Below are 23,434 nucleotides of genomic sequence, written 5' to 3'. Positions count from 1 at the left end.
TAGGGAGTGTCAGTAGTGTGCACCCCGTCAACTCTGTACGTCCATGTCACCCCCCGCTCCACCGGCACAGTGTTTCCCTTGGTTCCCTTGGTTCCCCCCCACCTCGCACGCCGCGCCGCGTGCCCCCGTTTCGATGTCTCAGGAGACGTGAGCCCCGGTATGACCGACACTTCCGTGACCGGCCTGTGCCATCTGACCGTGCGGGCTCCGGCCCGCACCATCGACCTCGCCGTGCCGTCCGACGTGCCCGTGGCCGACCTGCTGCCCACGGTGCTGCGGTACGCGGGCGAGGAGGCCGAGGAGACCGGTCTCGAACACGACGGCTGGATACTCCAGCGCCTCGGCGGCCGGCCGCTCGACGAGGAGGCGACCCTCGCCTCCCTCGAACTGACCGACGGCGAGGCGCTCCATCTCCGGCCGCGCACCGAGGCGTTGCCCGAAGTTCGCCTCGACGACCTCGTCGACGGCATCGCCGCCGTCACCCGGGACCGGCTGCACGGCTGGAGCCCGGAGGCGGCCCGCCGGCTGCTGCGCGGCCTGCTCGCGCTGGCGGTGCTGACCGGTCTTGTCCTGCTGGCCCTGCCGGGCGCCCCGGCGTCGCTGCGCGCGGCGACCGCCGTAGGAACGGGCCTGTTGCTGTTGGCGGGGGCCGCGTCGGCGAGCCGGGCGGTGGACGATCCGGCGACCGGTGTGGTCCTGGGGCTGCTGGCGTCGCCGGCGCTGGCGCTCGCGGGCTGGCTGGTGCCGGGCGGTGAGCTGAGCGGTCCGCAGGCCCACCAGGTGCTGGGGGCACGGCTGTTGGGGGCGGCGGCGGCCTGGGCGGGCGGCGCGGTGCTGGCCCTCGCGGCTTCCGCGGCCCGCACCCCGCTGTTCCTGGCCTCCGCACTGGTCGCGCTCGCGGCGGCGGTCGGCGGCGCGCTGATGACGGTGTTCGACGTACGTCCGGCCGCCGCGGCCGGGGTGATCGCCGCGCTGACGGTGCTGCTCGGGGGACTGGTGCCCTCGCTGTCGTTCAAGTTCGCCGGGATGCGGATGCCCCCGCTGCCGACCACACCGGAACAGTTGCAGGAGGGCATCGAGCCCTACCGCGGCACCGACGTGACGGTGCGCACCGAACTCGCCGGCGAGTGGATGACCGCGCTCTACGGCGCGACGGGCGTGCTCTCGTCGGCCTGCCTGGTGGCCCTGGCCCGCCGCCCCAGCCTTCCGGCGCTGCTGGTCGCCCTGGTCCTGTCGCTGCTGCTGCTCCTGCACGGCCGGGGCCTGGTCAACACGGCCCAGCGACTGGTGCTCGTACTCCCGGGCGCCTGGGGGCTGTTGCTCCTCGCGTTCGGCTGGGGCCTGCGCCTGTCCGACACCGAGCGGATTCTGCTGGTCGCCGGGCTGCTCGCGGTGGCGGCGGCGCTCACGGTCGCGGTGTGGACCGTACCGGGCCGGCGCCTGGTCCCGTACTGGGGCCGCGCGGCGGAGATCCTGCACTCCCTGCTGGCGATCGCCCTGCTGCCGCTCACTCTGTGGCTGCTGGGTGTCTTCGGCACCCTGCGCGGCATTTTCGGCTGACCGGGCGTCACGGTCCCGCTCACGAGGGCCGGGTGAACCGGCCGCCGTTCTCGGCCGGTCCGGGAACTCCCGGCCCGTGAACGGGGGTTGGGCGCGCCGGACGGGACAGGAAAGCCGGACGCGGCGGCAAGGGCCGACCGGCCCGCCGGCCCCGCGAGCGAGGGCCGGGTGAACCGGCCACGGTTCAGGGGCGGTTCGAGAACCGCCGAACCGCGAGCAAGGTCCGGGAACAGCCGGGCGAACACGAAGTCGAACGACCAGCCGGGAGGAAAACGTGCGGTCGAAGCGCGACCAGGTGCAAGCGCACACGTTCATGATGGGCCGCCTGACCTCGGGCATGCTGCTGGCCGACCCGGACGCGCCGGAGAGCCCGCTGGGCCGTACCAGCCGGGGCGCCCTGGTGGGTCTGATCGTCGGTGTGCTGTTCTGCGGCGGGGCGCTGGTGTTCGGGCTGCTCAAGCCGGGCGGCAACGACGCCTGGCGCAGCGGCGACACCCTGATCGTCAACAAGGACACCGGCGCCCGCTACCTGTACGCCGACGGCAGGCTGCGCCCGGTGCGCAACTACGCCTCGGCCGTGCTGATCGGCGGCGCCGACCTGAAGACCACCTCGGTCGGCTCGGCGTCGCTCGCGGGCACGCCGGTCGGCCGGCCGGTCGGGATCACCGGCGCCCCCGACTCCGTACCGTCGTCAGGTGAGTTGGAGAGCTCGCCGTGGGAGGTCTGCTCGACGGGCTCCGGCGCGCAGACGACCCTCGTGCCGGGCGCCCCGGTGGAGACGGACCCGGTCGGCGCGAAATCGGCGCTCGTGGTGAAGGGCCCGGACAAGCACACCTACCTGGTGTGGCAGGGCAGCCGGCTGGAGCTGGACGAGGACTCGGGCGCGGCGGAGTCCCTCGGCTACGCGCCCGTGACCCCCCGCCCGGTCTCGGCGGCCTTCCTGGACGCCCTGGTGACCGGCCCGGACCTGGCCACCCCGAAGGTCGAGGGCCGTGGCACGGACGGCCCGGAACTGGGCGGCCGGGCCACCAGGTTCGGGCAGGTCTTCCGGGTGGTGGCGGGCTCCGGGAACCAGGAGTACCTGCTCCAGAAGGACGGCCTGCACCCGGTGACGGACACCCAGTCGGCGCTGCTCCTCGGCGATCCGGCCACCCGCAAGGAGGCCTACGACGGCGGGGCGCCGAACGTCGTCACGATCGACGTCTCCGACCTGCGGGCCCATCAGGCGCCGGGATCGGCCGGCACGGACCCCTCGGTCGCCGGCCTGCCGGACACTCCGCCCAGCGCGCTGGCGCTCGCGGCGGGGGAGTCGGTGTGCGCCCAGGTCGACCCGGCCGACGGGCAGGTGCGGGTGACCTCGGTACGGGTCGCCGAGTCCGCGCTGTACCCGGCGGCGCAGGCCGACCCGACGGCGCTCACCGCGGCCTGCGTGACGGTGGACCGGGTGGTGGCACGGCCCGGACACGGCACCCTGGCAAGGGCGTTGGGCGCGGCCGGTGAGACGGTCGGCGACACCACGTTCCTGATCGGCGACGACGGCGTGAAGTACCGCATCCCGGACTCCAACGCGCTCGCCGCCCTCGGCTACGACGGGGCGACCCCGGTCAAGGTGCCGTCCACGCTGCTCGCGATGCTGCCGACCGGGCCCGAACTCAGCGCCCAGGCAGCCGCGTCGGACTCCGGCTCGGCGGGCGGGGCCCAGGGCGGCGCGGCGGCCCAGTGCGGCACCGGGACCGGCGCCGCTCCCGGCGGAACCATCGGCGCGGGACTGCCCGCGGTCCCCGGAGGTGTTCCGGCGGGCGGAGCGACGGGCGGTGCGTTGAACGGTGCGGTGAACGGTTCAGGTGGGGCGAACTGACGAATTCACGCCTATCGAGATCGTGTTCACGCCAAAGCCGCTTCGGTTCAGAACCATCGGTCGCGGAAGGTCGTGTTCCGGTCAAGTTGCTTACCGGTAAAAGCCTTTGAACGGAACCGGATGGCAACCTCAGATCTTCCTCAGTTCATTGTCAGCGCAACTACCGTCAATCTAGGCTCAGTTGCACTCGTACCTTAGATCGACTTACGAAAGGTGGGACGATGGCTGGAGATGGCCAGCAGTCAAGCGAAGGCTCGACCCGGAACGGAATCCAGGCCCTGGAGAGCGCCTTCAGCGGCATCGTGAAGATCCGTCAGGACGTCGACAGCACCCGTTCCACCCTGGGCAGTGGCTACCAGGGCAGCGACGGCGGCCAGTACGGCCAGCTCCTCGCGCAGTGGGACGGTCAGTGCAACGTCATCCTCAAGAACCTCGAGGACGTCATCGACCGGCTGAACCAGAGCCTCGTGGAACACAACAAGACCCAGGGTTCCTCGAACGACTCCATCAACCAGGCGTACAACGCGTCGCAGTCGGCCTTCGACCAGCTCGCCGGCTGACCGACGCCCCGCCTTCCCCGTGACCTCGCGGTCACGTCCGATCCCCACATCGCGTAAGAGAGGCAAGCTGTGGCAGACAACCTGTCCGACGGTGTCATCTACGTCAGCTACAACCACATGTCGAACGCCGCGGACGACATGGTGGCGCAGACCAAGGCGATCGCGCAGACGCTGTCGAACCTCGAGGCCGAACTCGGCGAGCTGTCCAAGACCTGGTACGGCAACGACGCCGACACCTACCGCCAGAAGCAGGCGGCCTGGGACGGCGCGGTGCAGAACATGGAGACGCTGCTCACCTCGCACTCGCAGCTCCTCAACGAGATCTCCAACAGCTACAAGTACAGCGAGAACTCGCTCAGCCAGATGTGGTCCGAGGTCACGATCGGCCGCTGAGCCGCCGGCTCCACCGCACCGACCGGTCTCCTCGCGGTCGGTGCGGTCCAGGCTCCTTCCCCTTCCGTCGCCGCGCCGTACACCGGGCCCGGCGCGTTCCGCCCGCGGAGGCACCCATGGCTGATCTGACCCACCTCGACTCGACCGCGCTGAAGAACTTCAAGAACACCGACATCGCCGAGTTCATCAACGATCTGCTGGCCATCCGCAAGGACACCCCGGCGGGCGTCCGGTCCCTGAAGAACCTGATCGCCGAGACCGGCGCCGGCTCCGCCCAGGGCCTCGCCAAGATCCTGCGCATCGGCCTGATGAACGGCGGCGACAGCTCGGACCCGGTCGGCGGCGGCACGCTGGTGGAGGCGCTCAAGACCCAGGCGACCGCGCTGGACAAGATCCTCACCGATCACAAGACGCTCTTCGACGACATCGACGACGCGCTGGACGAGACGATCACCAAGCTGCTGAAGAACCAGGGCGACAGCCTCGACTCGATCGACGGCGAGAAGCTGCTGGACATCTTCGACACCGTCGACGGCGACATGAGCGGCAGCGACTCGAAGACCTGAGGCCGCCGCGGGGTCCGCCGGCCCCCGGACCCCCCACCCAGTCCCCCTCTTCTTCCTCCTTCGCAGCGGAGTCCGCCCCATGGCCGAAACCACCACCGGGACCGCCAACTACGACCCGGACGACTACTTCGCCCAGGCCGTCACCGACTTCACCGGCTACACGATCCCGGCCCGGTCCACGCTGTTCGCCAAGTTGAGCAGCTCGTCCAACGACGGCTTCGCCAACCTCAAGCTGTTCCGGATGGACATCCAGGGCATGAGCATGAGGTCGGTGACCGCGGCCGACTACTCGGCGATCGGCGGCTGGCAGGTCAACAAGGGCGAGGACTACGACCTGGCCTTCTACGACGCCGGCGGGGACGGCGCGCACAACAGCGTGTCGATGAAGAAGGCCCGGATCGTGATGATCGGCGTCACGGTCGACGGGACCGGCCGCGCCACGCTCTGGAGCGGTGGCGAGGTCACCGGCGGCGGCGCGTTCGAGGGCTCGTACTCGCACGTCCAGTGGGACTCGGGGCCGATGGCGCAGTACATCTCGGGCAGCAAGCTGGTCCTCGACCACATCCTGGCCTCGCCCTACTCGACGCAGGGCTTCGAGTACAGCGGACTGTCGGTCATCGACGCCAACGTCGTCGACATGCTCACCTTCGAGAACACCGGGCAGTCCTTCGACCGGGTGGTGCAGTTCTTCAAGGACCACTCGGACACCGTCAACCAGTGGATGACCTCGCTCGGCGAGGACCAGGCGGCCTGGAAGGGCAAGGCGGCCAGCCTCTTCTGGCATCTCCTGGACGAGCTGAAGACCAACTACGACGGCTACGTCTCGCAGTTGGGCGGCAGCGACTACACGGCGACCAACAGCACCCTCGGCGGCTACGTCCCGAAGTCGAAGCTGAGCGACGCGCTGGCCGCCGCGCAGCAGGCGCTGAAGCAGGCGATCACCGACCTGCAGACCGCGTGGACCGACTGGGCGTCGGACGGCCAGCACGACCCGCACTACCACGTGAAGAAGATCCTCGACGGGATCAGTCAGTGGGTCATCAACAACAACATCAACCACGTGCTGTCGAAGTCGACCACCACCACCAGCCAGTACGGAACCTCCACGTCCACCAGCTACTCCACCGACGCCGCGTTCAAGCAGTCCGTCCCCGACTACGGCGACCTCACCCAGGTGACCACCTGGCAGAAGGTCGCCGACGCCGCCGTCAAGAGCTGGTCGGACCACGCGGACTCCAAGCTCAAGCAGCCGTCCATCGACGCGCTCAGCAATGTGAAGAACGCCTGGGCCGATGTGGAGGACGCCTTCGCCCAGGAGGTCAAGAACAAGAACAACGAGACGCTCTCCGAGGTCCTCCAGAAGGAGGAGAACGAGATCGCCGAGGACAAGGCGAACGAGGCCAACGACAAGCTCAACGACAACCTGGACAACCTCGGGAACAATCTCAACAACCTCGGCGACAACCTGAACAACCTCAACGACAACGTGAACGACAACCTCAACAACCTGGGGGACAACCTCAACAATCTCAACGACGGCCTGAACGACAACCTCAACAACCTCGGCGACAACCTCAACAACTTCGGAACGAACCTCAACGACAATCTGAACGACAACCTCAACAACATTGGCGACGGCCTGAATTCGAGCCTCAACAACCTGAACGACGATCTCGGCAACAGCCTGAACAACGTCGGCAGCGGGCTCGACGACCTCAACAGCAACAGCCCTCTGACCAACGACGGTTCGGGCGGCAACGACCTGAGCAGCCTCGCCAGCGGCCTGCTGAACGGCCCGTCGCTCCTGAACCCCAGCAACGACCCCACCAAGGACGGCTCGACCACGCTCAACTCCCCGACCGGGGGCACCACTCAGCTCAACGGCGACGGCACGCTCACCACGACGTTCCCGGACGGCTCGACCCAGACCATCGACCCGTCGACCGGCCTGGTCACCACCACCAACCCGGACGGCACCACCTCGGTCTCGCAGCTCAACCCGGGCAGCACCATCACCAACCCGGACGGCTCGACCACCACCCTGAACGACGACGGCACGCTCACCACGAAGTTCCCGGACGGCACGAGCCAGACCCTTGACCCGACCACCGGTCAGGTCAGCACGCTCAACCCGGACGGCACCACCTCGCTGTCGCAGCTCAACCCGACCGCCGGCTCCTTCACCACCCCTGACGGCTCGACGGCCCAGCTCAACGCCGACGGCTCGCTGACCACGCACTTCCCGGACGGCTCCACCGAGACGCTCAACCCGGACACCGGCCAGGTCTCCGTCACCGACCCCTCGGGCCACGTCACCACCACGCACCTCGACCCGGGCGACTCCTTCACCAACCCGGACGGCTCCACCACCACGCTCAACAACGACGGCACGCTCACCACGAAGTTCCCGGACGGCTCCGTCCAGACCCTCAACCCGGACACCGGCCAGCTCACCACCACCGACCCGTCGGGCCACACGACCACCACCGACATCGACGGCAGCGGCCTCCCCTCGTCCTCGACCGACACCAGCGGCCTCAACGGCAGCACCATCGACACGAGCGGGCTGAACAACGGCAGCGGCCTCGACACGAGCGGCCTGAACACGACCGGCCTCAACAGCGGCGGACTCGGCGGCGGCAGTCTCAACACGTCCGGCGGCGGCCTGGATTCGGGCCTCGACAGCGGCTACGACGACTACGACAGCACCCCCTACACCGGCGGCGCGCTGCGCTCCGACGCCCTCGACACCAGCACCCTCGCCGCCGCCTCCACCGGCGAGCAGAGCGCGTCGGGCGGTACCCCCCTCAACCCGATGGGGATGGGCGGCATGGGAGGCATGGGCGGCGGCATGGGAGGCGGAGGCGGCGGCGGGCAGGGCGGCACCACCGAGCGCACCCGGGCCGTCCTCACCGACCCGTCCAACACCTCCACCCGGCGCGGCCGCAACACCCGTGCCGCGTCCGTGGACGAGGACGAGGACGTCGTGCTGACCCGGCCCACCACGTCCAGCGCCCCGTACCCGGTGGGTGGTCCCGGCGGCAACGGCGCCGGCCAGAACGGCCGCTCCACGGAGAGCGGCGACCGGGCCCGGGACGCGTGGCTCACCGAGGACGAGGACGTCTGGGGCACGGACGAGGGCGGTTCCCCGGCGGTGATCGGCCGATGAACACGGGACGTTCCGTCCGGGACGGCACGCGAGGTGCCGGATGAGCAGTGACTCGATCGAGCAGCGGCTGGCGAAGGCGATGGCCGAACTGGAGGCCACCGAGGCCGCGGTGGCCCGCGCCGAGGGCGAACTCGTCCACGCCGAGAGCACGGTGCGCTCCGCGGACCGCGCGGTCGAGGTGACCGTCAGCGCGCAGGGCGACCTGCGCGAGGTGACCTTCCTGGGCGACAAGTACCGTACGATGCCCGCCGGTCAGCTCGCCGCGAGCGTGCTGGAGGCGGTGCAGGAGGCCCGGGCCCGGATGGCCCGGCACGTCATGGCCACCTTCGAGCCCTTCACCAAGGCCAACCCCGAGGCGCCCGAGATCGCGGGCTTCGACGTGGACTGGAACAAGATCTTCGGGCCCGGTGTGCTGGAGGGCCCCAAGGGCGGCCGACGGCGCGGAGCCGGCCGGCTCCGCGACGAGATCAGCGAAGACCCGGAGGACTGAGAAGAAGATGTCGAACGCCTACTCCGCCAGCCCGCCGGCACTCATCGCCGGCACCCGGCAGATCGAGCAGATCAGCCGGCTGGCCAATGAGATGATCAACGAGTTCATCACCGACGTGTCGTCCACCTCCGGCTGGCCCGGACACGACGACGATTTCGCGAAGCAGATGCTGCCGCAGGAGAAACAACAACGGGAGGGTTCCGTCGAGGCCGGCTCGTCCCTGTCCGAGGCCATCGTCAGCATCGGCGACGGCACCCTCACCAACGTCAAGAGCGTGCTGGGCACCCAGAACGGCGTACTGGACGCCATCCACGACTCGAGCACGGGCGACACCAACACCGGTTCGCACAACGGAAAGCACTGACGCGGCGGACCGCCCCTGATGACCATCCACGCGACGCCCCAGCTGAACAACCTGTTGTTCGTGCTCATCGGCGAGAAGTTCCTCCAGGCCGACGAGGACATGGCCTACGCCAACGGCAAGCCGTACGAGCGGCTGGGCCGGCGTATGCGTGACCTCTCGGACCTGATCGAGCAGACCGCCGGTGGGGTCGGGCGCGCGCTGCCGCCGCAGGTCGGGAACAACTATGTGCGGGCGATGCACATGTTCCTCGACAGCGGCGGCGTCAACTACCTGAAGGACTTCGCCGACCAGCTGGACGGCATCGGGCAGTCCCGCACCAAGTCCTCCATGGACATCATGGAGTCCAAGTGGCAGATCATCGCCGAACTGGTGCGCCTGCTCATCGAGTTGATGGTCATCGCGGTGCTGTCCGCCTTCACGGGCGGCTCCGCCTCCAGCCAGGCCGCGGTGGCGAAGGCCCGCAGCCGGGTCGCCATTCTCACGGTGATGGACTGGCTGCTGAAGAAGACGCATCTGCTGCCGAGCCTCACCGAGGCGATCGAGGAGGCGTTCACCACCTTCGCGGTACGGCTGGCCATGATGCTGGGCGCGCCCAAGGGCCGCCGTCCCAACGGCTTCGACTGGTCGCAGATCGTCCAGGACGGTGTCTTCGGCGCCTTCACCGGCCTGTTCCACGGCCTGCTCTCGGACGTCGGCAAGTACCTGAAGAAGAACCTCAAGAACATCTTCAACGGCCACAACCCGTTCAAGGACATCACGGGCAACGGGGCGAAGTTCAACAAGAAGTTCGACAACCCCGACATCAACACCAAGCCCAAACCGAAGCCGACCCCGACGCCGAACCCGAAGACCACGCCCACCCCGACCCCGCACCTCACGCCGACCCCGACGCCCACACCGAAGCCGAAGAGCTTCGGCGACAAGCTGAAGCACGAACTCGGCGAGGACTTCGAGCACTTCGTCACCGAGGGCGGCGCGGAGACGCTCGGCGAGATCGCCACGGCGTCCATCTACGGCTTCCCCATCGACCCTCTGAACACCTTCCTGGGCGCCGGACTCAGCTCGATGAGCGAACGCCATCTCGGCCAGGGCGCGAGCACGTTGGGCGGCAAGTTCAACTTCAACGCCCCGGCGCCGGTGAACACCCTGGGCACCGCGGACATCCCGAACGAGTCCGACTCCGACTCCGACACGGACACCGACACGGGCACCGGCTCCTCGAAGAACAACGCGTCGTCGAACTCGTCCACCACCGACGACAATTCGACCACCACGACGGGCCCCGGCTCCGCCAACACGACCTCGAACAACGGCGGTTCCTCGACGGCCAACACCCCCCAACGCACCTCCACGAACACCGACCCGCCTCGTTCCACCGACGTCGACACACACTTCGACACGGACCTCCCCGACACCCACCTCGACGAGGTGAAGGTCGACGGGGGAGATCTACAGAGCAACATCCCGCACAGCACGACGAGTTCGTCCGGTGGGGGCGGAACCCCCCACACCAGCGACTCGGGAACTCCGGCGCCCGTACGGACGGTTCAGCAGCAGCCGAACGACACAGGCGACACGCAGAACACGCCGTCGGGCCAGGACGCGGAGGATCCCGCACAGGGGACCGGCCAGCAGGGCGACACCACGGACACCGGTCAGCAGGGCGACACCACGGACACCTCAACCCCGGTGTCCTCGGCGGACGTTCCGGTCACGAGTGGGGCCAACACCGGTGTCGTACCGCCGAGCACGAGCACAGGCACTGGCCCGAGCACAGGTGCGAACACGAACACGACCGGGTCCGGTGTCCCCACCCAGAGCGGTACGAACTCGGGTGGTCCGGCGTCCAGCTCATCCAGTTCAGGTACGCCCTCGAACTCCGGTGGCAACCCGCGTACGACGACAACGGGGCGCCCGGAGAACTCGACGTCCGGCAACGGCACCACCAGCACCACCAACGGCACCGACACCACCACCTCCGATTCCGGCGTCGACAGCAACACCGGTACGGACGCGAACGCCGGCACGAACACGACCACCGGTACCGACACGACCACCGGCACCGACCTCCCCACGCCGGTCACCACCACCTCCGGCAACAGCGCGCCGCCCACGACCAGTTCGGCGCCGGACAGTGATCCCGCGCCGGAGACGGTCCCCTCGTCGCAGTCCGGTACCGTCACCCCGGCGCCGACGCCCGTGCACACCTCCTCGGATCTCTCGTCCGACCCGGTACCGGACAACACGCCTGCCCCCACCCCGGCCCCGGCACCCGTGGTGCTCACCCCCTCGGTGAGCCCCAACACCACTCCGGAGCCCGGCAGTTACGCGGACTCGCGGGCCGGGGTGACGCCCTCGGAGCGGAGTCACACCTGGGTCGACCCGGTGTCCCGGCCGCTCGGGGCGGACGGTGCGCGGACCCAGTACGTCGTACGGGCCGGTTTCGCGGTACGGCGGTTCAGTCACGACGGTGAGCCGGTCACCGATCTCACCGTCACCTACCGGCTCACCGGAAACCCGGGGCTGGGGTCGCAGGTCGACGGCGTCCAGCAGCGGTTGACGGACGGTGTGCAGCGGGTGTTCAACACCCCGGGCCACCGGCTGGGGGACGGGAGCCGACTGCACGTCACCGTCGTGCCGGCCGCTGCCGGTGAGGCGGCGCATCTCGACGTCACGCTCACCGACACGACGGACGGGACCCCGGCCACCCATCACTCGTGGCCGGCCGACATCTCCGACTCCGACCTGGCCCACGAGGTCGGCCACCAACTCGGACTGCGCGACGAGAGCGGCTTCGACTCGGCCGCCCCGCACCGCGGCGGTACGGCCAGTCTCATGGGCGACCCGACGCTGTTCACGCCCGCGTCGGACCCGGCGTACGCCTCCGGTGGGCTGAGGCCCCGGCACCTCGCGCTGATCGGCACGCTGGTCGGCGATCCGGCCGACGACCACCGGGGCACGGGTACCAGCACCGGTCCGCGCGGACCGGTCAAGGGCGCGCCGGGCGCGGACCCGCCCGCCCCGGTCCCGGTGGCCACCACGTCCACGCCCCTGACGGTGTCTCAGGACACGGACACGGACACGGACACGGACGGGGAGGACGACGACCCGACGCACACGGACCCGACGGAGACCGAGGCCGGGATCGAGACCGCTCCCGTGGTCCTGCCGGTCCCGGACATCACCCTGACCACCCCGGAGGGCGACATCACCGCGCCCACCGAGGCGCCAGACCGTCCCTCCTACCTGGGCGGCTACGGGCAGCGGCACGACGGCCAGGTGGGTCTGGTCATGATGGAGCCGTTCTCGCCGGACCTGGTCGACGGGCTGCACCGCCAGGTGCTCACCGCGCTCGGCAGGCCCGACCCGGGCCCGGACGACCCCGTGCACGCGCAACTTCGGGAGGTGCTCTCGGAGCAGCAACTGACGCGGAACATGCCGTATCTGCGCAGCCTCGGCGGTCACCGGATCGTCCTCAGGGTCGACGGCGTCCATCGGGAGGTGGACGTACGGCTGACGCTCGGCGACCGGCGGCCGTCCGCTCGGCAGGGCGTGATCGACACGAGCGATCCCGACAAGCATGTGGAGCGGCGCGGGCAGGGCACCCGGGAGATCGTCTCCGCGCAGCCTTCCGGCACGTTCTCGACGCTTCCGGTGCCGTGGACCCTGTCGGTACCGGTCGGGGCGTTCGGCCCGGTCCGCGGGGTGGACATCGCGCTGTCCGCGACCATCACCCACAACCAGGCGGACGGCTCCTCCACCGTCACCCAGGTCGTGCAGATCACCAGCGCCCAGCGCAGCAACGAGCCCTCCCGCGCCTACGACTTCACCGACAACTGGCAGGTGCGCGTGGACGCGCCGCCCCCGGTCACCGTCCGGGACAACGCGCCGGCCGCCGTCACGGACGTAGCCGATACAGACGTAACCAACACGACCGATACGGCGGTTGTCCTCGCGGACCCCGATCCCGCGCGTGACTGGAGTCCGGCCGAGCAGCACGGGACGGTCACCGTCTGGTTCCCGCAGCATCTCGTGGACGCCGACAGTGATCCCGGCCAGGCGCTGCCGGAGGCCGCCGACCTCGGGCGGCTGCCGATCTACGGCGTGGACTCGGTGCTTCACCCGCGGCGCCTGTACGAGGGTGCCGCGGAGAACTTCGCCGACGACCTGGACGCCACGTCGTCGGCCCAACTCGCGGACTTCCTCGGCGAACCGATCCTGCGCGGCACGCTGCCGATGCAGGTCGAGGGCGGGCTGTACTCGCCGGTGCTCACCGACGCGCACGGACGTGCGGTCGGCATGATGCGGCTGGACGCGCGGGTCACCCGGAACACCCCGGTGGCCAAGAGCCTCGACAAGAAGATCAACCTTGAGAGCCATGTCGTCAACGTGGTCAAGAACGACCAGAACACGACGTTCAACAGCGGGGTGACCGTCAGCGGCAGTCTCAGCCCGGCCCTCACGACCGACCATCGCGAGGGTCATCCGGACGCCTCCCACAGCATCGGCGGCACCGTCGTCACCCCCAAGGGCACCGGCTCCTTCGCCGCCCAGAACATGTTCGGCACCAGTTCCCTCGCGGGCACGATGCACGCGGTCCGCACCAACCGCAGCCATCTGCTGACCGAGGCCGACGTCGAGTACACCCTCACCCTGATCCGGCCCGACGGCACCATGTCCACCTACGCGCCCGGGAGTTGGACCCACGCGCTCGATCTGCGGGTGCTCAGCGACGCGGACGCAAGGGGCCACGCACCGACGCCGGACGAGGTCCGCGCGCTGCCGCACGAGCTGGCGACGCTGGAGTCGATCGGGCAGTCCACCGCGCCGCTCGGTGTGGACGGTACCCGGACGCTGTTCGAGGACGCGGAGACCTGGCTGCGGGACAAGGGCTTCCTGCCGCCGGCGCCAACGGCGGAGGGGACCGCGCCGCAGCGGAGCCGGCTGCCCGACGAGAAGCTCGTGCAGGCCCGGTTGAACAATCTGCGGCGGCTGGAGGAACTGCGTTCCCCGCTCGGGCTGCGCGCGGCGACGGACTCCATGGTGGACGGCGGTCACTCGCTGTTCCTGGAGATCCCCGGGCTGACGGGGCGCCGCCGGGTACGGCTGGAACTGGGCGCGCGGCACATCGCGGGGAAGCAGCCGGCGCACCGCACGGTGCTGCCCGACATCCAGGTCATGGGCCTGGCACAGGGCGGGGGCGGCGGCACCGCGCGGCTCGGCAACACCTACGGCGGCGGCCTCGGGCTCGGCGGCGGGCTCGGCGGGCCCACCTCGCGGGGGGGCACCTGGACCCTGAGCGGCACCGGCGACTACCAGTACGTCGGCCAGGCCTCGATCGGCAACACCACCGGTACCACGTTCGGCCACGACCAGTTCTTCATCGCCAGCGGGCAGGACTCCCACGAGTTCGCGATACCGGCCCGCATCACGCTCGACCTGTACGAGGGTCCGGGCCAGGAACCGGTGACCCGGTTCGGCGAGGCGGTGCCTGGGCCACGCCCCGCGGGCGATGTGGAGGCCGCGGGCGCACCGGGCGTCGAGGGTACGGTCCGGCTGGCCGTACCGCACGGCAGGACCGTGGACGCCGCGGAGCCCGCGCCGGCCGGTGAGCCGTACACCGTGCGGCAGGTCCAGCCGGAGGACACCGCGCGGCTGGCCATGACGGTCACGGGCGACGATGGGCACCCGCACCCGCACCCGCACCCGGAGGTGGTCCGTGTCCCGGACGACGCGCTGATCGATGTCGTGCGCGGTTCTGCGGCGCTCCAGGACGCCTTCCGCCGGATCGTCACCGGCACCCATGCCGACGCCAACGCCGGCGCCGACGCCAACGCCGGTGACGGCAACGGCGCCGCTCCCGCCGGTCCCCCCGGGCGGGTCTCGCGGCTGGTCGGCGGTGTCACGGGGTTCGTGAACGGTTCGCTGTTCGGCGGTCCGTTCGCCGACACCACCACGGTGAGCGCCGAGTCCCGGACCGCCGCGCTCTCGCCCGGTTCGCTGGTCGGCAGGGGACACCAGATCTTCAGCGGCACCTATGTGGTGGAGGGCCTGACGCTGCCCGGGCTCGGTGCCGACGGTCAGCTCGCGATCGAGATCGAGGCCGTCGCCCACACGCCCCGGCTGACGCAGAGCGTCGACCAGTACCTGGAGACCGGCGTCTCCGCCGCCGACACGGCACAGCAGCTCAAGGGCCTCAACAAGTCCCACCAGCTCGGCCTCGGCGGCTCGGTGACCCAGAACAACCCGCCGGCTCCCACCCCCGTGGACGGGCAGCCCGCCGCGCCGGCTCCTACGCCGTCCCGCTTCAACCCGTCGGGCCGCTACCAGTACGACCGCAAGAACGACAAGCCGGACACCCTCACCAGCACCACCGTCACCAACCGGACCCCGACCCAGTCGGGCCTCCAGCACCGGATCACGGCCGACGTCACCTATGTGATCACCGTACGGTCCGGACGCCGCAACGTGCTCAGCAACTCCGTCGGGTTCGGGTTCGCGGAGACCGCCAGACTCGCCGTGGACGTGCCGCGCGGGCTGCAGTTCCTTATGACGGAAAATCAACTCCGGCGCGACGCACGGTGGATGGGCGCGGTCACCCCCCAACCGCCCACCCCATCCACGATCGGTGAGACGAGCCCGCCACTGCCCCATCGCTACGTCCGCGACGGCGCCCTCGGCCTGGCCACGGTCAACTCGGTCACCGAGCTCTCCGACCGCGGCACGGGTCAGGAGGCGCCCGAGCCGGCCGAGTGGCGCTCCCGATTCCAGAACGACGTACGGCGGTTGATGGAGCGGTACGCCCCCGGCGCGACCACTCCCGGCCACGCCTCCTACCTGCCCGGCGTCGCCGCGCTGATCGCCGACAACACCGGTGTCGCCGGGAAGCGGGCGCTGATCGGACGCGGCGAGGGACAGACCAGGTTCAGTTTCCGGCACCACCGGTTCGGCGGGTCGACCCTCGTCGAGGTGACCTTCTCGGCACGCCCCACGAGCACCGCTTTGCAGCGGGGCCTACTGCGGGGCACGGCGGTGCCGGGTGACAAGTCCGGTATAGAGCAATGGGGTTCGCACACGGCGGACGGCCGCTCGCTCTCCTCCGCGGACGGTCGGCAGCACCGGTTCACCTTCAACCCGACAGCCCGTTTCACCAGACCCCACACCGACGACCGTACGGACCGGCTCGGCGTTTCCGCGAACCACGTCACCTCGTCCGGCAAAGCGGCCACGCGAGGGCGCACCGCCGAGGACCGGTACTGGCTGCGGACTGACAACGCGGCCGATTTCGACAACCTGGACTACGAGTTGGTCGCCACCGTCCGCTCCACGCTGGTCGTCGACTGGCCGCCCAATGTGCTGGGCGCACTGGTGCAGCGCGGGGTCATCGCCTGGGACGACGCCGACGCGTGGACCCGCCGCTGGCTGAACCACACTCTCGCCGGCGATTTCGGCGGCGAGGTCCAGGTACCGGCCCGGGTGAGCCTGCGCTTCACCGGCAGCGAGACGAACGGCCGTCCGCTGCCCGTTCCTGTGCCGCCCTCGCTGTCCCGCGTCGACCCCCGCCGACTGGCCGCCGGCACCACCGCGTTGCGCGAGACAGACCTGTTCCACCCGACCGGCTCGGTCCCGGTCTACGGCTTCGACGCGTGGAGGCAGCTGTACGCCGCCCTCGACGAGGTGGCCCCGACCACCGGCAGTGGCTGGCGTTCCCTGCTGGTCCCGATCACCGGCCGTAGCTGGCGTTCCCTGCCGGCCTCGACCTCCGAGGAGAACGCGTCGGTACGGCTCGGCGAACTCATCCAGGCTGGCACGCTGTCGCTGGACACGCCCCGTCAGGCCGGCGGCATGCTGCCGACGATGCCCGGCGCGTTCCCGTTGAGCAACGCCCCGGACCAACGGCCCACCCTCACCGTCTCGTTGTACCGCCCCAGGGTGGTCTCCGACGGCGGCGACGTGACCCTGGACCGGCTACGGATCAGCTCGGAGAACAGCAGCACGGTCTCCGGTGGCGACACCGCCACCGGGCTGTCACTGCCGTTTGTCCTGAGTGCCGACGACCCCGACCGCAACCTCGTCGGCATGACCCCGCCGCTGCTCCAACGGCCCGTGGACGCGAGCAACTTCGGCAGCGCCGTCTCCGGCGGCCGCCGCGACTGGCTCAAGACCGGCAGCACCAGCCTGCCCGCAGACGGCCGCGGCACCCGAAGCTACGAGGTCCGCGCCGACGTACACATCGAGGTCTCCGGTCCCGACGGTGTACGCCATGTCACCGGTACGGTCACGATCCGCGTCGAGGAGCGCGACGCCCTCGGCCACGGCATCACCGATCCCCGTCCGACGCCTCGCGTCTACGACCTCCCCGCACTGCTCACCGCGGACACCGACATCGCACCGGAGGACTGGGCGACGACATCCCTGCGGGACGTGGCCCCCGCCCTGACCCGAGGCGTCGACCGCGACGACGACGGATACCAGCTATGGGTGGCCATCGGCCACGACCCGGACGGCTCCCGCCTGGCCCTGGCCCTCTACGGCGCCTCCCGGGTGGCACGGGCCAACGGCCGCCCGGTGGAACTGGTCACCCGGGGTCCCGAGGGCCTCCGTATCTGGTCCCTCGACGTGGACGGCACGCTGACCGGGCCGGGGGCGGCGGGTACCGGTACCGGTACGGGCGATGAGGCGCCGGGAACGTCGGATGCCGCGCCGGGTACGGGACTTGGGGCGCCGGGTACGGATGTCGCGGCGCCGGGTACGGGCTCGGAAACGCCGGGTACGGACGGCACGGTGCCCGACACGGGGGACACCGCGCCGGGTTCCACCACCGGTGCCGTAGCCCTGGGCCGGGCATGGCGGGACTTCGAGAACGCCGCCGCCGCGTTCGACCTGGCCGAGCAAGGGCATGCCGAGGCGCTCCGCGGCGAAGGCGAACAGTTGCAGCTACGGCCCGGCGCGCAGGCCGCCCTGAACGACGCGGCCACCGCGCTGACGGACGCGGAGGCCGAGGCCGACCGGACCGACGCGGCCGCGACCACCGCGGAGCAGGCGGCGGATCAGGCCGAACAGAACCTCCGTGAGCTCACCGACCGCGAGACGGCCCTGGCCGGCGGGATCTCCACGGCCCGCGGCACGATCGACTCGCTCTCGGACGACATCTCCGCGGGCGGACGCGAGGAGATACGGCTCAGCGCAGAGCTCAAGGCCGCCGGCCGCTCCCTGACCGAACTCACCGACCGTGCCGCCGCCACCCCCTCTGCACCGGTGGCCTCCGGTTCGGGCGACACGGAGAACGCCCCGGTACCGGGCGACCCGATCGGCACGGACGCCGACGACGCCACGACGGTCGGGGGCACGACGCCGGATGCGGACACGCAGGGTCCGACCACGCCGGACACGGTCGTAGGACCGCCGGTCGGCCACGACACCGCCGGTCCCGTCCCGGTGCTCGCGCCGAACTCCCCGAACTCCACGTCCGATCCGGCCGCTACGCCCGTCCCCGCGTCCACCGACGACAACGCGGCCCCCACCCCCGCCGTAGACCCCGTTCTCGCGCGGCGGATCGCCGAAGTCACCGCTCGGATCGGCGAGTTGGGCGCCGATCTCGATGGGGTGCGGGCCGGGCTGGTGCGGGACCGCGGAACGCTGCGGAACACCGAGGCCGAGCTGACGAAGCACGGGGAGGCCCTGGAGAAGGTGCGGGCGCAGCTGCCTGGGGCCCGGGCCACGGCCGGCCCCCTGCGTACGGAGGCCGACACGGCGCGAGGGCACGCGCAGGAAGCGGCCCTGGTCCACGAGGACACCCGCGAGACCCACGAGCGGGCGGAGCAGACGTTCCGAGAGATCGACACCCGGCTCCGCGACGCCCGCGACAGCCGCGACGCCGCCGCGCTCCGCCGGGCGGACGCGGAGGCGGAGCTGTCCCGGGCGAGCGGCCCGGTGCTGGCCGTCGGCCCCTCGGCGCTGCCCACCTCACACTCGACGCTGGCCTCCGTCGCCCCGCGCTGGCCGGGCTCGAACCGCCCCCGCACGGCGGGCCCCTCCACCGGCAACACGCCACCGCCCGCCACCGCCGGGAACACCGACACCACCGGGAACCAGAACCCGGGGAGCGACACCCCTCCGGCCCCGACCACCGACCCGACCACCACCGACCCGATGTCCCACGTCGCGCCGAAGGACACCTCGCCGACCGGCGACGTCGACACCACCGCCGACCAGGACGCCGCGTTCGACACCCTGGTCGGCAACTCCGGCGCGGGCAGCGGCAGTACGTCCGTCGACGCGGTGGGTACGACCACGGCCCAGGATCAGAGCACCTCGGCCGCCGAGGACGAGCCGGACACCGCCGCTCTCACCAAGGAGGAGGCGAAGGCCAAGTCCGATGCCAAGGGCAAGGGCAAGGCTCATGACGATTCCGGTGTCGACTCCACCGACCCCGCGCAGGACGACACCGACCACACGTCACCCAGGCACATACCGTCCCAGCCTCCGGAATTCCAGACACGGGCCGCCCGAGGGCATCCGATCGCCACCCCCGGCGACGGCTGGTGCATCCTCTACACCTTCATCGGCACGGACCCGGAGCGGGTCCGCGACGCGCTGCCCGGACTCCAGACTCAGGCTCCGGACATCTACAACTGGCTCGGCCGGCCGAGCGAAGTCCGCGCCGGACTGGCCGAGTTCGCCCATTGGGACCGGACGACCTTCCCGATGCCCCGGGCCGTCCACCATCTGAGAACCGCGGCGGACCGGCTGCGCGGCCTCGCCGAGCGACGAATGTTCGACGCCTCCACCGTGCGCCCGTTGCCGCCCGAGGTGGTGGGCCAGCTACGGCGGACGCTCGCGGACTGGTTCGGGAAGCGCGCGGAGAGCATGAACCGGCCCGATCTCCTAGCCGCCCTCGGCGCGTACGGCATCCAAGGGGTGACGGAGCCGGACCAGTTGGACGACCTCAACACGCGCTACGTCCTGGCGCTTAGTGTGGACAACGCGAGCGGCCCGGCGGCGCCTGGCGATCTGTACATGTTCGAATATCTGCGCGAATCCAGTCGGCTGCCCGCACTGAGCGTCCTCACCGACGAACAACTCCGCAGGGTGCTCCGGGTCGGCTACGTACTGAGCCCCGCACAGTTCACCGACGTCGAACTGGCCTACGCCCTCAGCGCCGTCACGAACTGGGGCATCTCGTACAACAGTGACGGAGGAGAGCTGTTCGTTCCGCTGCTGGCGGACACCCTGGACCTGGCCGTGGAGGTACTGCGGCCGGGCTCCTCGGCCACCAAAGCCACCGTCACCCTCATCGGGCCGGCCACCGCCACCCGGGTCTTCGAGGTCCACTACACAGGCCTGAACCACTACAGTGCGACCGACGCCGGCCCCCTCATCGTCGACCCGACACTCGTCACCGATGACACGGCGACCGACAGCCACTCCGACACGGACACCGTCACCGACGACGCGGCGGCCGTCACTCCGTCGAACGCGCCCCGGGGTCCGGAGGATGCCAACAGCGTTCAGCCGTCCGGTCGTTACCGTCCCGCGCCGACCCGTGACGCCGCCGACGACCGTCCCGCCTCGCACGTTGCCGATCCCGCGTCCAAGGACTCCTGGTTCGGGCTGCGTGCGCATGCCCGTCCCGCCGTGCACAGTACGGAGCGGTTCGATCCGCACGCGGACCAGTCCAACGCGCCCCGCCCGGGTGTCCTGAGCGGTGCGACGACGCTCGTGCGCACGCGCATCCGTCGTATCCAGGCGCCGAACGGTCAGTGGGTCCGGGACTACACGCTCAACCTCCCGGTCACCACGACCGATCCGGCCCGCACCGCCCAACTCCAGAACCGCATCGCACGTCTGCTGGACACGCACCTCAACTCCGGCCTGAAGCTGCCCGGTTCAGGCGACCAGCTCCACATCACCCTCAACCTGATCGACGACCCGTCCCACCCGGAGGCGATCACCCTCACCGACACGTCCGCCCCGGCCCGCGCCGACCAACTCCACCTGGACATGGGCCACTCGGACGCGGACCTCCTCCACGAGGTCCTGCACTACCTGGGCCTGCCGGACGAGCAGCGCGACAACGACTTCCTGTTGCGCAACCACCCCAACAGCACGACGGTCCGCACCACCGGTCTCATGGCGGATACGCAGAACCCGGTCCGCATTCCCGGTCGTTACCTCCGCACGATCGAGAACGTCACCGCTGCGGGCCCCCAACTCCACGACCACACAGGCCAGAACGAGACCGGCCCCACGGACGACCCCGACACCACACCCATCCCCGCGGACAGCACCCTCACCTGGCCCACCTCCAACGCCCCGACCGTGCTGCCGCCCGCGCCGGATCAACTCCCGTCCACCTACGTGACGTCCTATGGCGCGCTGCCGGACGGGACGGTCGGGCTGGTCTATGCGGAGCCGTTCTCCGACGAGGTGATCGAGGGGCTGCGCGGTCAGGTCTACGTGGCGCTCGGGCTGGATGCCGACGATCCGCCCGAGTCGGTGCGTGATCAGGTGCGGGACGTGTTGAGCCGGGAGAGCCTGGCGCTTCAACTGCCGTATCTGCGCTCGAACGGCGGTTACCGGGTCACGGTCCGGGTGGACGGGCGCGATCGCACGGTCGACGTACAGCTGACGTTGTCCGAGGCCCGGGCGTCGTTGCGGCAGGGCCGATTCGACACGCGGGATGCGGACAAGCACGTCGAGCGGCGTGGGTTCGGTACGCGGGAGAACTTCTCCAGTCAGCCGTCGGGGACGTATCGGACGGTGCAGGTGCCGTGGACCGGTTCGTGGCCGATCCCCGCGGCGACGCCGGTGCGGGCGGTGGACGGGTCGCTGACGGTCTCCCTCACGCACAACCAGGCCAGCGACGCGACGACTGTCACGCAGGCCGTCCAGACGACCTCCGCCCAGCGTTCCAACGAGCCCTCGGATCCAGTCGAGTTCACCACGCACTGGCGGGTGCGGACCGATGCCCCCGCTGTCACCGCGGCGCCCACCGCGCCTGCCCCGGACGGGTGGAGCACGCCGGTGTCGCACGGCCCCACCACGATCTGGTTCCCCCGGCACCTCACCACCGCCGACCCGGCGCCGGGTTCGCTGCCCGCACCGGCTGACCCGGCCGATCCGACCGGTCTCCCGCTCTACGGTGTCGACTCGGTGATCGACCCCCGGGCCCTGTACGAACACGTCCACCAGACCTTCCACGCGGATCTCGACGACACGGCGGCGGGGCAGGTCTCGGACTTCCTTTCCGAGCAGGTGCTGCGCGGCACGCTGCCGATGCAGATCGGCGGCGGGATCTACTCGCCGGTGATCACCGACGCCGACGGCAACGCGGTCGGCATGCTGCGTCTGGTGACCGTGCCCACCGCCGGTACCCCGTTGCGGCAGAGCACCGCGGGTCAGATCAACCTCGAGAGCCATCTGGTCAACACGGCGAAGGTCGACCTCTCCTCGAAGTACACCAGCGGTATCGGGATCAGCGGCAACGCTGCCGCCGCCCTCACCGGCGACCGCAGCAAGGGGCACCCGAACGCCTCGCACACCGTCGGCGGCAGCGTCGGCCTGCGCGGGCAGGCGCAGGCGACCGTCACCAACACCTACAGTGCGAGCAGTTCGGCCGGCACGATGCACGCCATCCGCACCAACCAGAGTCATCTGCTCACCCCCACCGCCGTCACCTACCAGGTCACCCTGATCCGGCCGGACGGCACCGAGACAGCGGCACCGGCGCTGCCCCTGACGCACGGCATGGATCTACGGCTCCTGAGTCGGACGGCCGCCGCCGGGCACACGCCGGCCGCCGCCGAGACGCGCGAACTCCCGGACTCGCTGGAGCGGTTGGACGGCATCGGGCTGAGCGCGGCCCCGCTCGACGTCACCGGCACGGACGGCCTGTTCGACGAGGCCGAGACATGGCTGCGCCGCGAGGGCTTTCTGCCGTCCGCTCCCACCGGTATCGGCGTGGCGCGGAACTACGAGCCCGAGCACCAGATCCGGTTGCACGCCCAGCTCAACAACCTGCGCCGGCTGAGCGAGGCGCGCTCCCGCACCGGGCTGCGCGCCGCCACCGATGCCATGGTCGACGGCGGCCATGCCCTGCATTTCGAGGTGCCCAACAGCACCGACACCGGCATCCGCCGGGTCCGGCTGCTCCTCACCGCCACCCGTGACACCACGCGGGCCAGCACCCATCACCGGGTCCTGCCGGGCATCCAGGTCATGGGTCTGGCCCAGATGGCCGGCAGCGACGCCGAGCAGCGCGGTGAGTCGTACAGCGGTGCGCTCGGACCGATGGCCAGCATCAGTGGGCCGGTGGGACCCTGGGGGTCCCTCGGGGGCGGGGCCGACTACCAAGGCGGCCCCCAGGTGACCCACGGCGACACCGTGGGCGGTGCGACCGGGCACGACCAGTTCTTCATCGCCACCAACCAGAACAGTCACGCGTTCGACGTGCCGGTGCGGTTGGCGCTCGA

The 23,434-nt window shown here is 70.6% G+C and carries 9 protein-coding genes (1 of these 9 only partly in view); all 9 read left to right on the top strand.

Going from position 1 to position 23,434, the window contains the following annotated elements; all coding sequences use genetic code 11:
• The first annotated feature begins 159 nt into the window (after positions 1–159).
• A complete protein-coding gene (gene eccD, locus ACIRRY_RS31280) occupies positions 160–1,560 on the top strand; it encodes a type VII secretion integral membrane protein EccD (RefSeq protein WP_403979119.1) in 1,401 nt (466 codons plus the stop codon).
• Between the two features lie 274 nt (positions 1,561–1,834).
• Positions 1,835–3,418 carry a type VII secretion protein EccB gene (gene eccB / locus ACIRRY_RS31275; RefSeq protein ID WP_403979117.1) on the top strand — a complete coding sequence of 528 codons (1,584 nt, stop codon included), beginning with the start codon at positions 1,835–1,837 and terminating at the stop codon, positions 3,416–3,418.
• A gap of 221 nt (positions 3,419–3,639) precedes the next feature.
• Positions 3,640–3,978: a hypothetical protein gene (locus tag ACIRRY_RS31270; protein WP_019065061.1), complete on the top strand. Its 339-nt coding sequence runs from the start codon at positions 3,640–3,642 to the stop codon at positions 3,976–3,978.
• A 69-nt stretch (positions 3,979–4,047) separates the two neighbouring features.
• Positions 4,048–4,371, top strand: coding sequence for a WXG100 family type VII secretion target (locus ACIRRY_RS31265; RefSeq protein ID WP_019075403.1), 324 nt, complete (start codon positions 4,048–4,050; stop codon positions 4,369–4,371).
• Between the two features lie 116 nt (positions 4,372–4,487).
• A complete protein-coding gene (locus tag ACIRRY_RS31260; protein ID WP_403979114.1) occupies positions 4,488–4,937 on the top strand; it encodes a type VII secretion system-associated protein in 450 nt (149 codons plus the stop codon).
• Between the two features lie 79 nt (positions 4,938–5,016).
• A complete protein-coding gene (locus ACIRRY_RS31255) occupies positions 5,017–8,106 on the top strand; it encodes an AAWKG family protein (RefSeq protein ID WP_403979111.1) in 3,090 nt (1,029 codons plus the stop codon).
• Positions 8,107–8,146: 40 nt separating this feature from the next.
• Entirely contained in the window at positions 8,147–8,596 is a 450-nt protein-coding gene (locus ACIRRY_RS31250; RefSeq protein WP_403979108.1) for a YbaB/EbfC family nucleoid-associated protein, read from the top strand.
• A gap of 7 nt (positions 8,597–8,603) precedes the next feature.
• On the top strand, positions 8,604–8,960 hold the full coding sequence (locus tag ACIRRY_RS31245) for a hypothetical protein (RefSeq protein WP_403979105.1): 357 nt from the start codon (positions 8,604–8,606) through the stop codon (positions 8,958–8,960).
• Positions 8,961–8,978: 18 nt separating this feature from the next.
• A protein-coding gene (locus ACIRRY_RS31240) for a hypothetical protein (protein ID WP_403979103.1) crosses the window boundary here: on the top strand, positions 8,979–23,434 show its start. Its footprint extends 22,474 nt past the window's final position; 14,456 of the gene's 36,930 nt are visible here — the first part of the coding sequence; it begins with the start codon at positions 8,979–8,981; the stop codon falls past the right edge of the window.

The organism is Streptomyces sp. NPDC101776, assembly GCF_044766845.1.
GTDB lineage: Bacteria > Actinomycetota > Actinomycetes > Streptomycetales > Streptomycetaceae > Streptomyces.
Note: the sequence above shows the minus strand (reverse complement) of the source record. Positions and strands in the feature narration are given on the sequence as shown.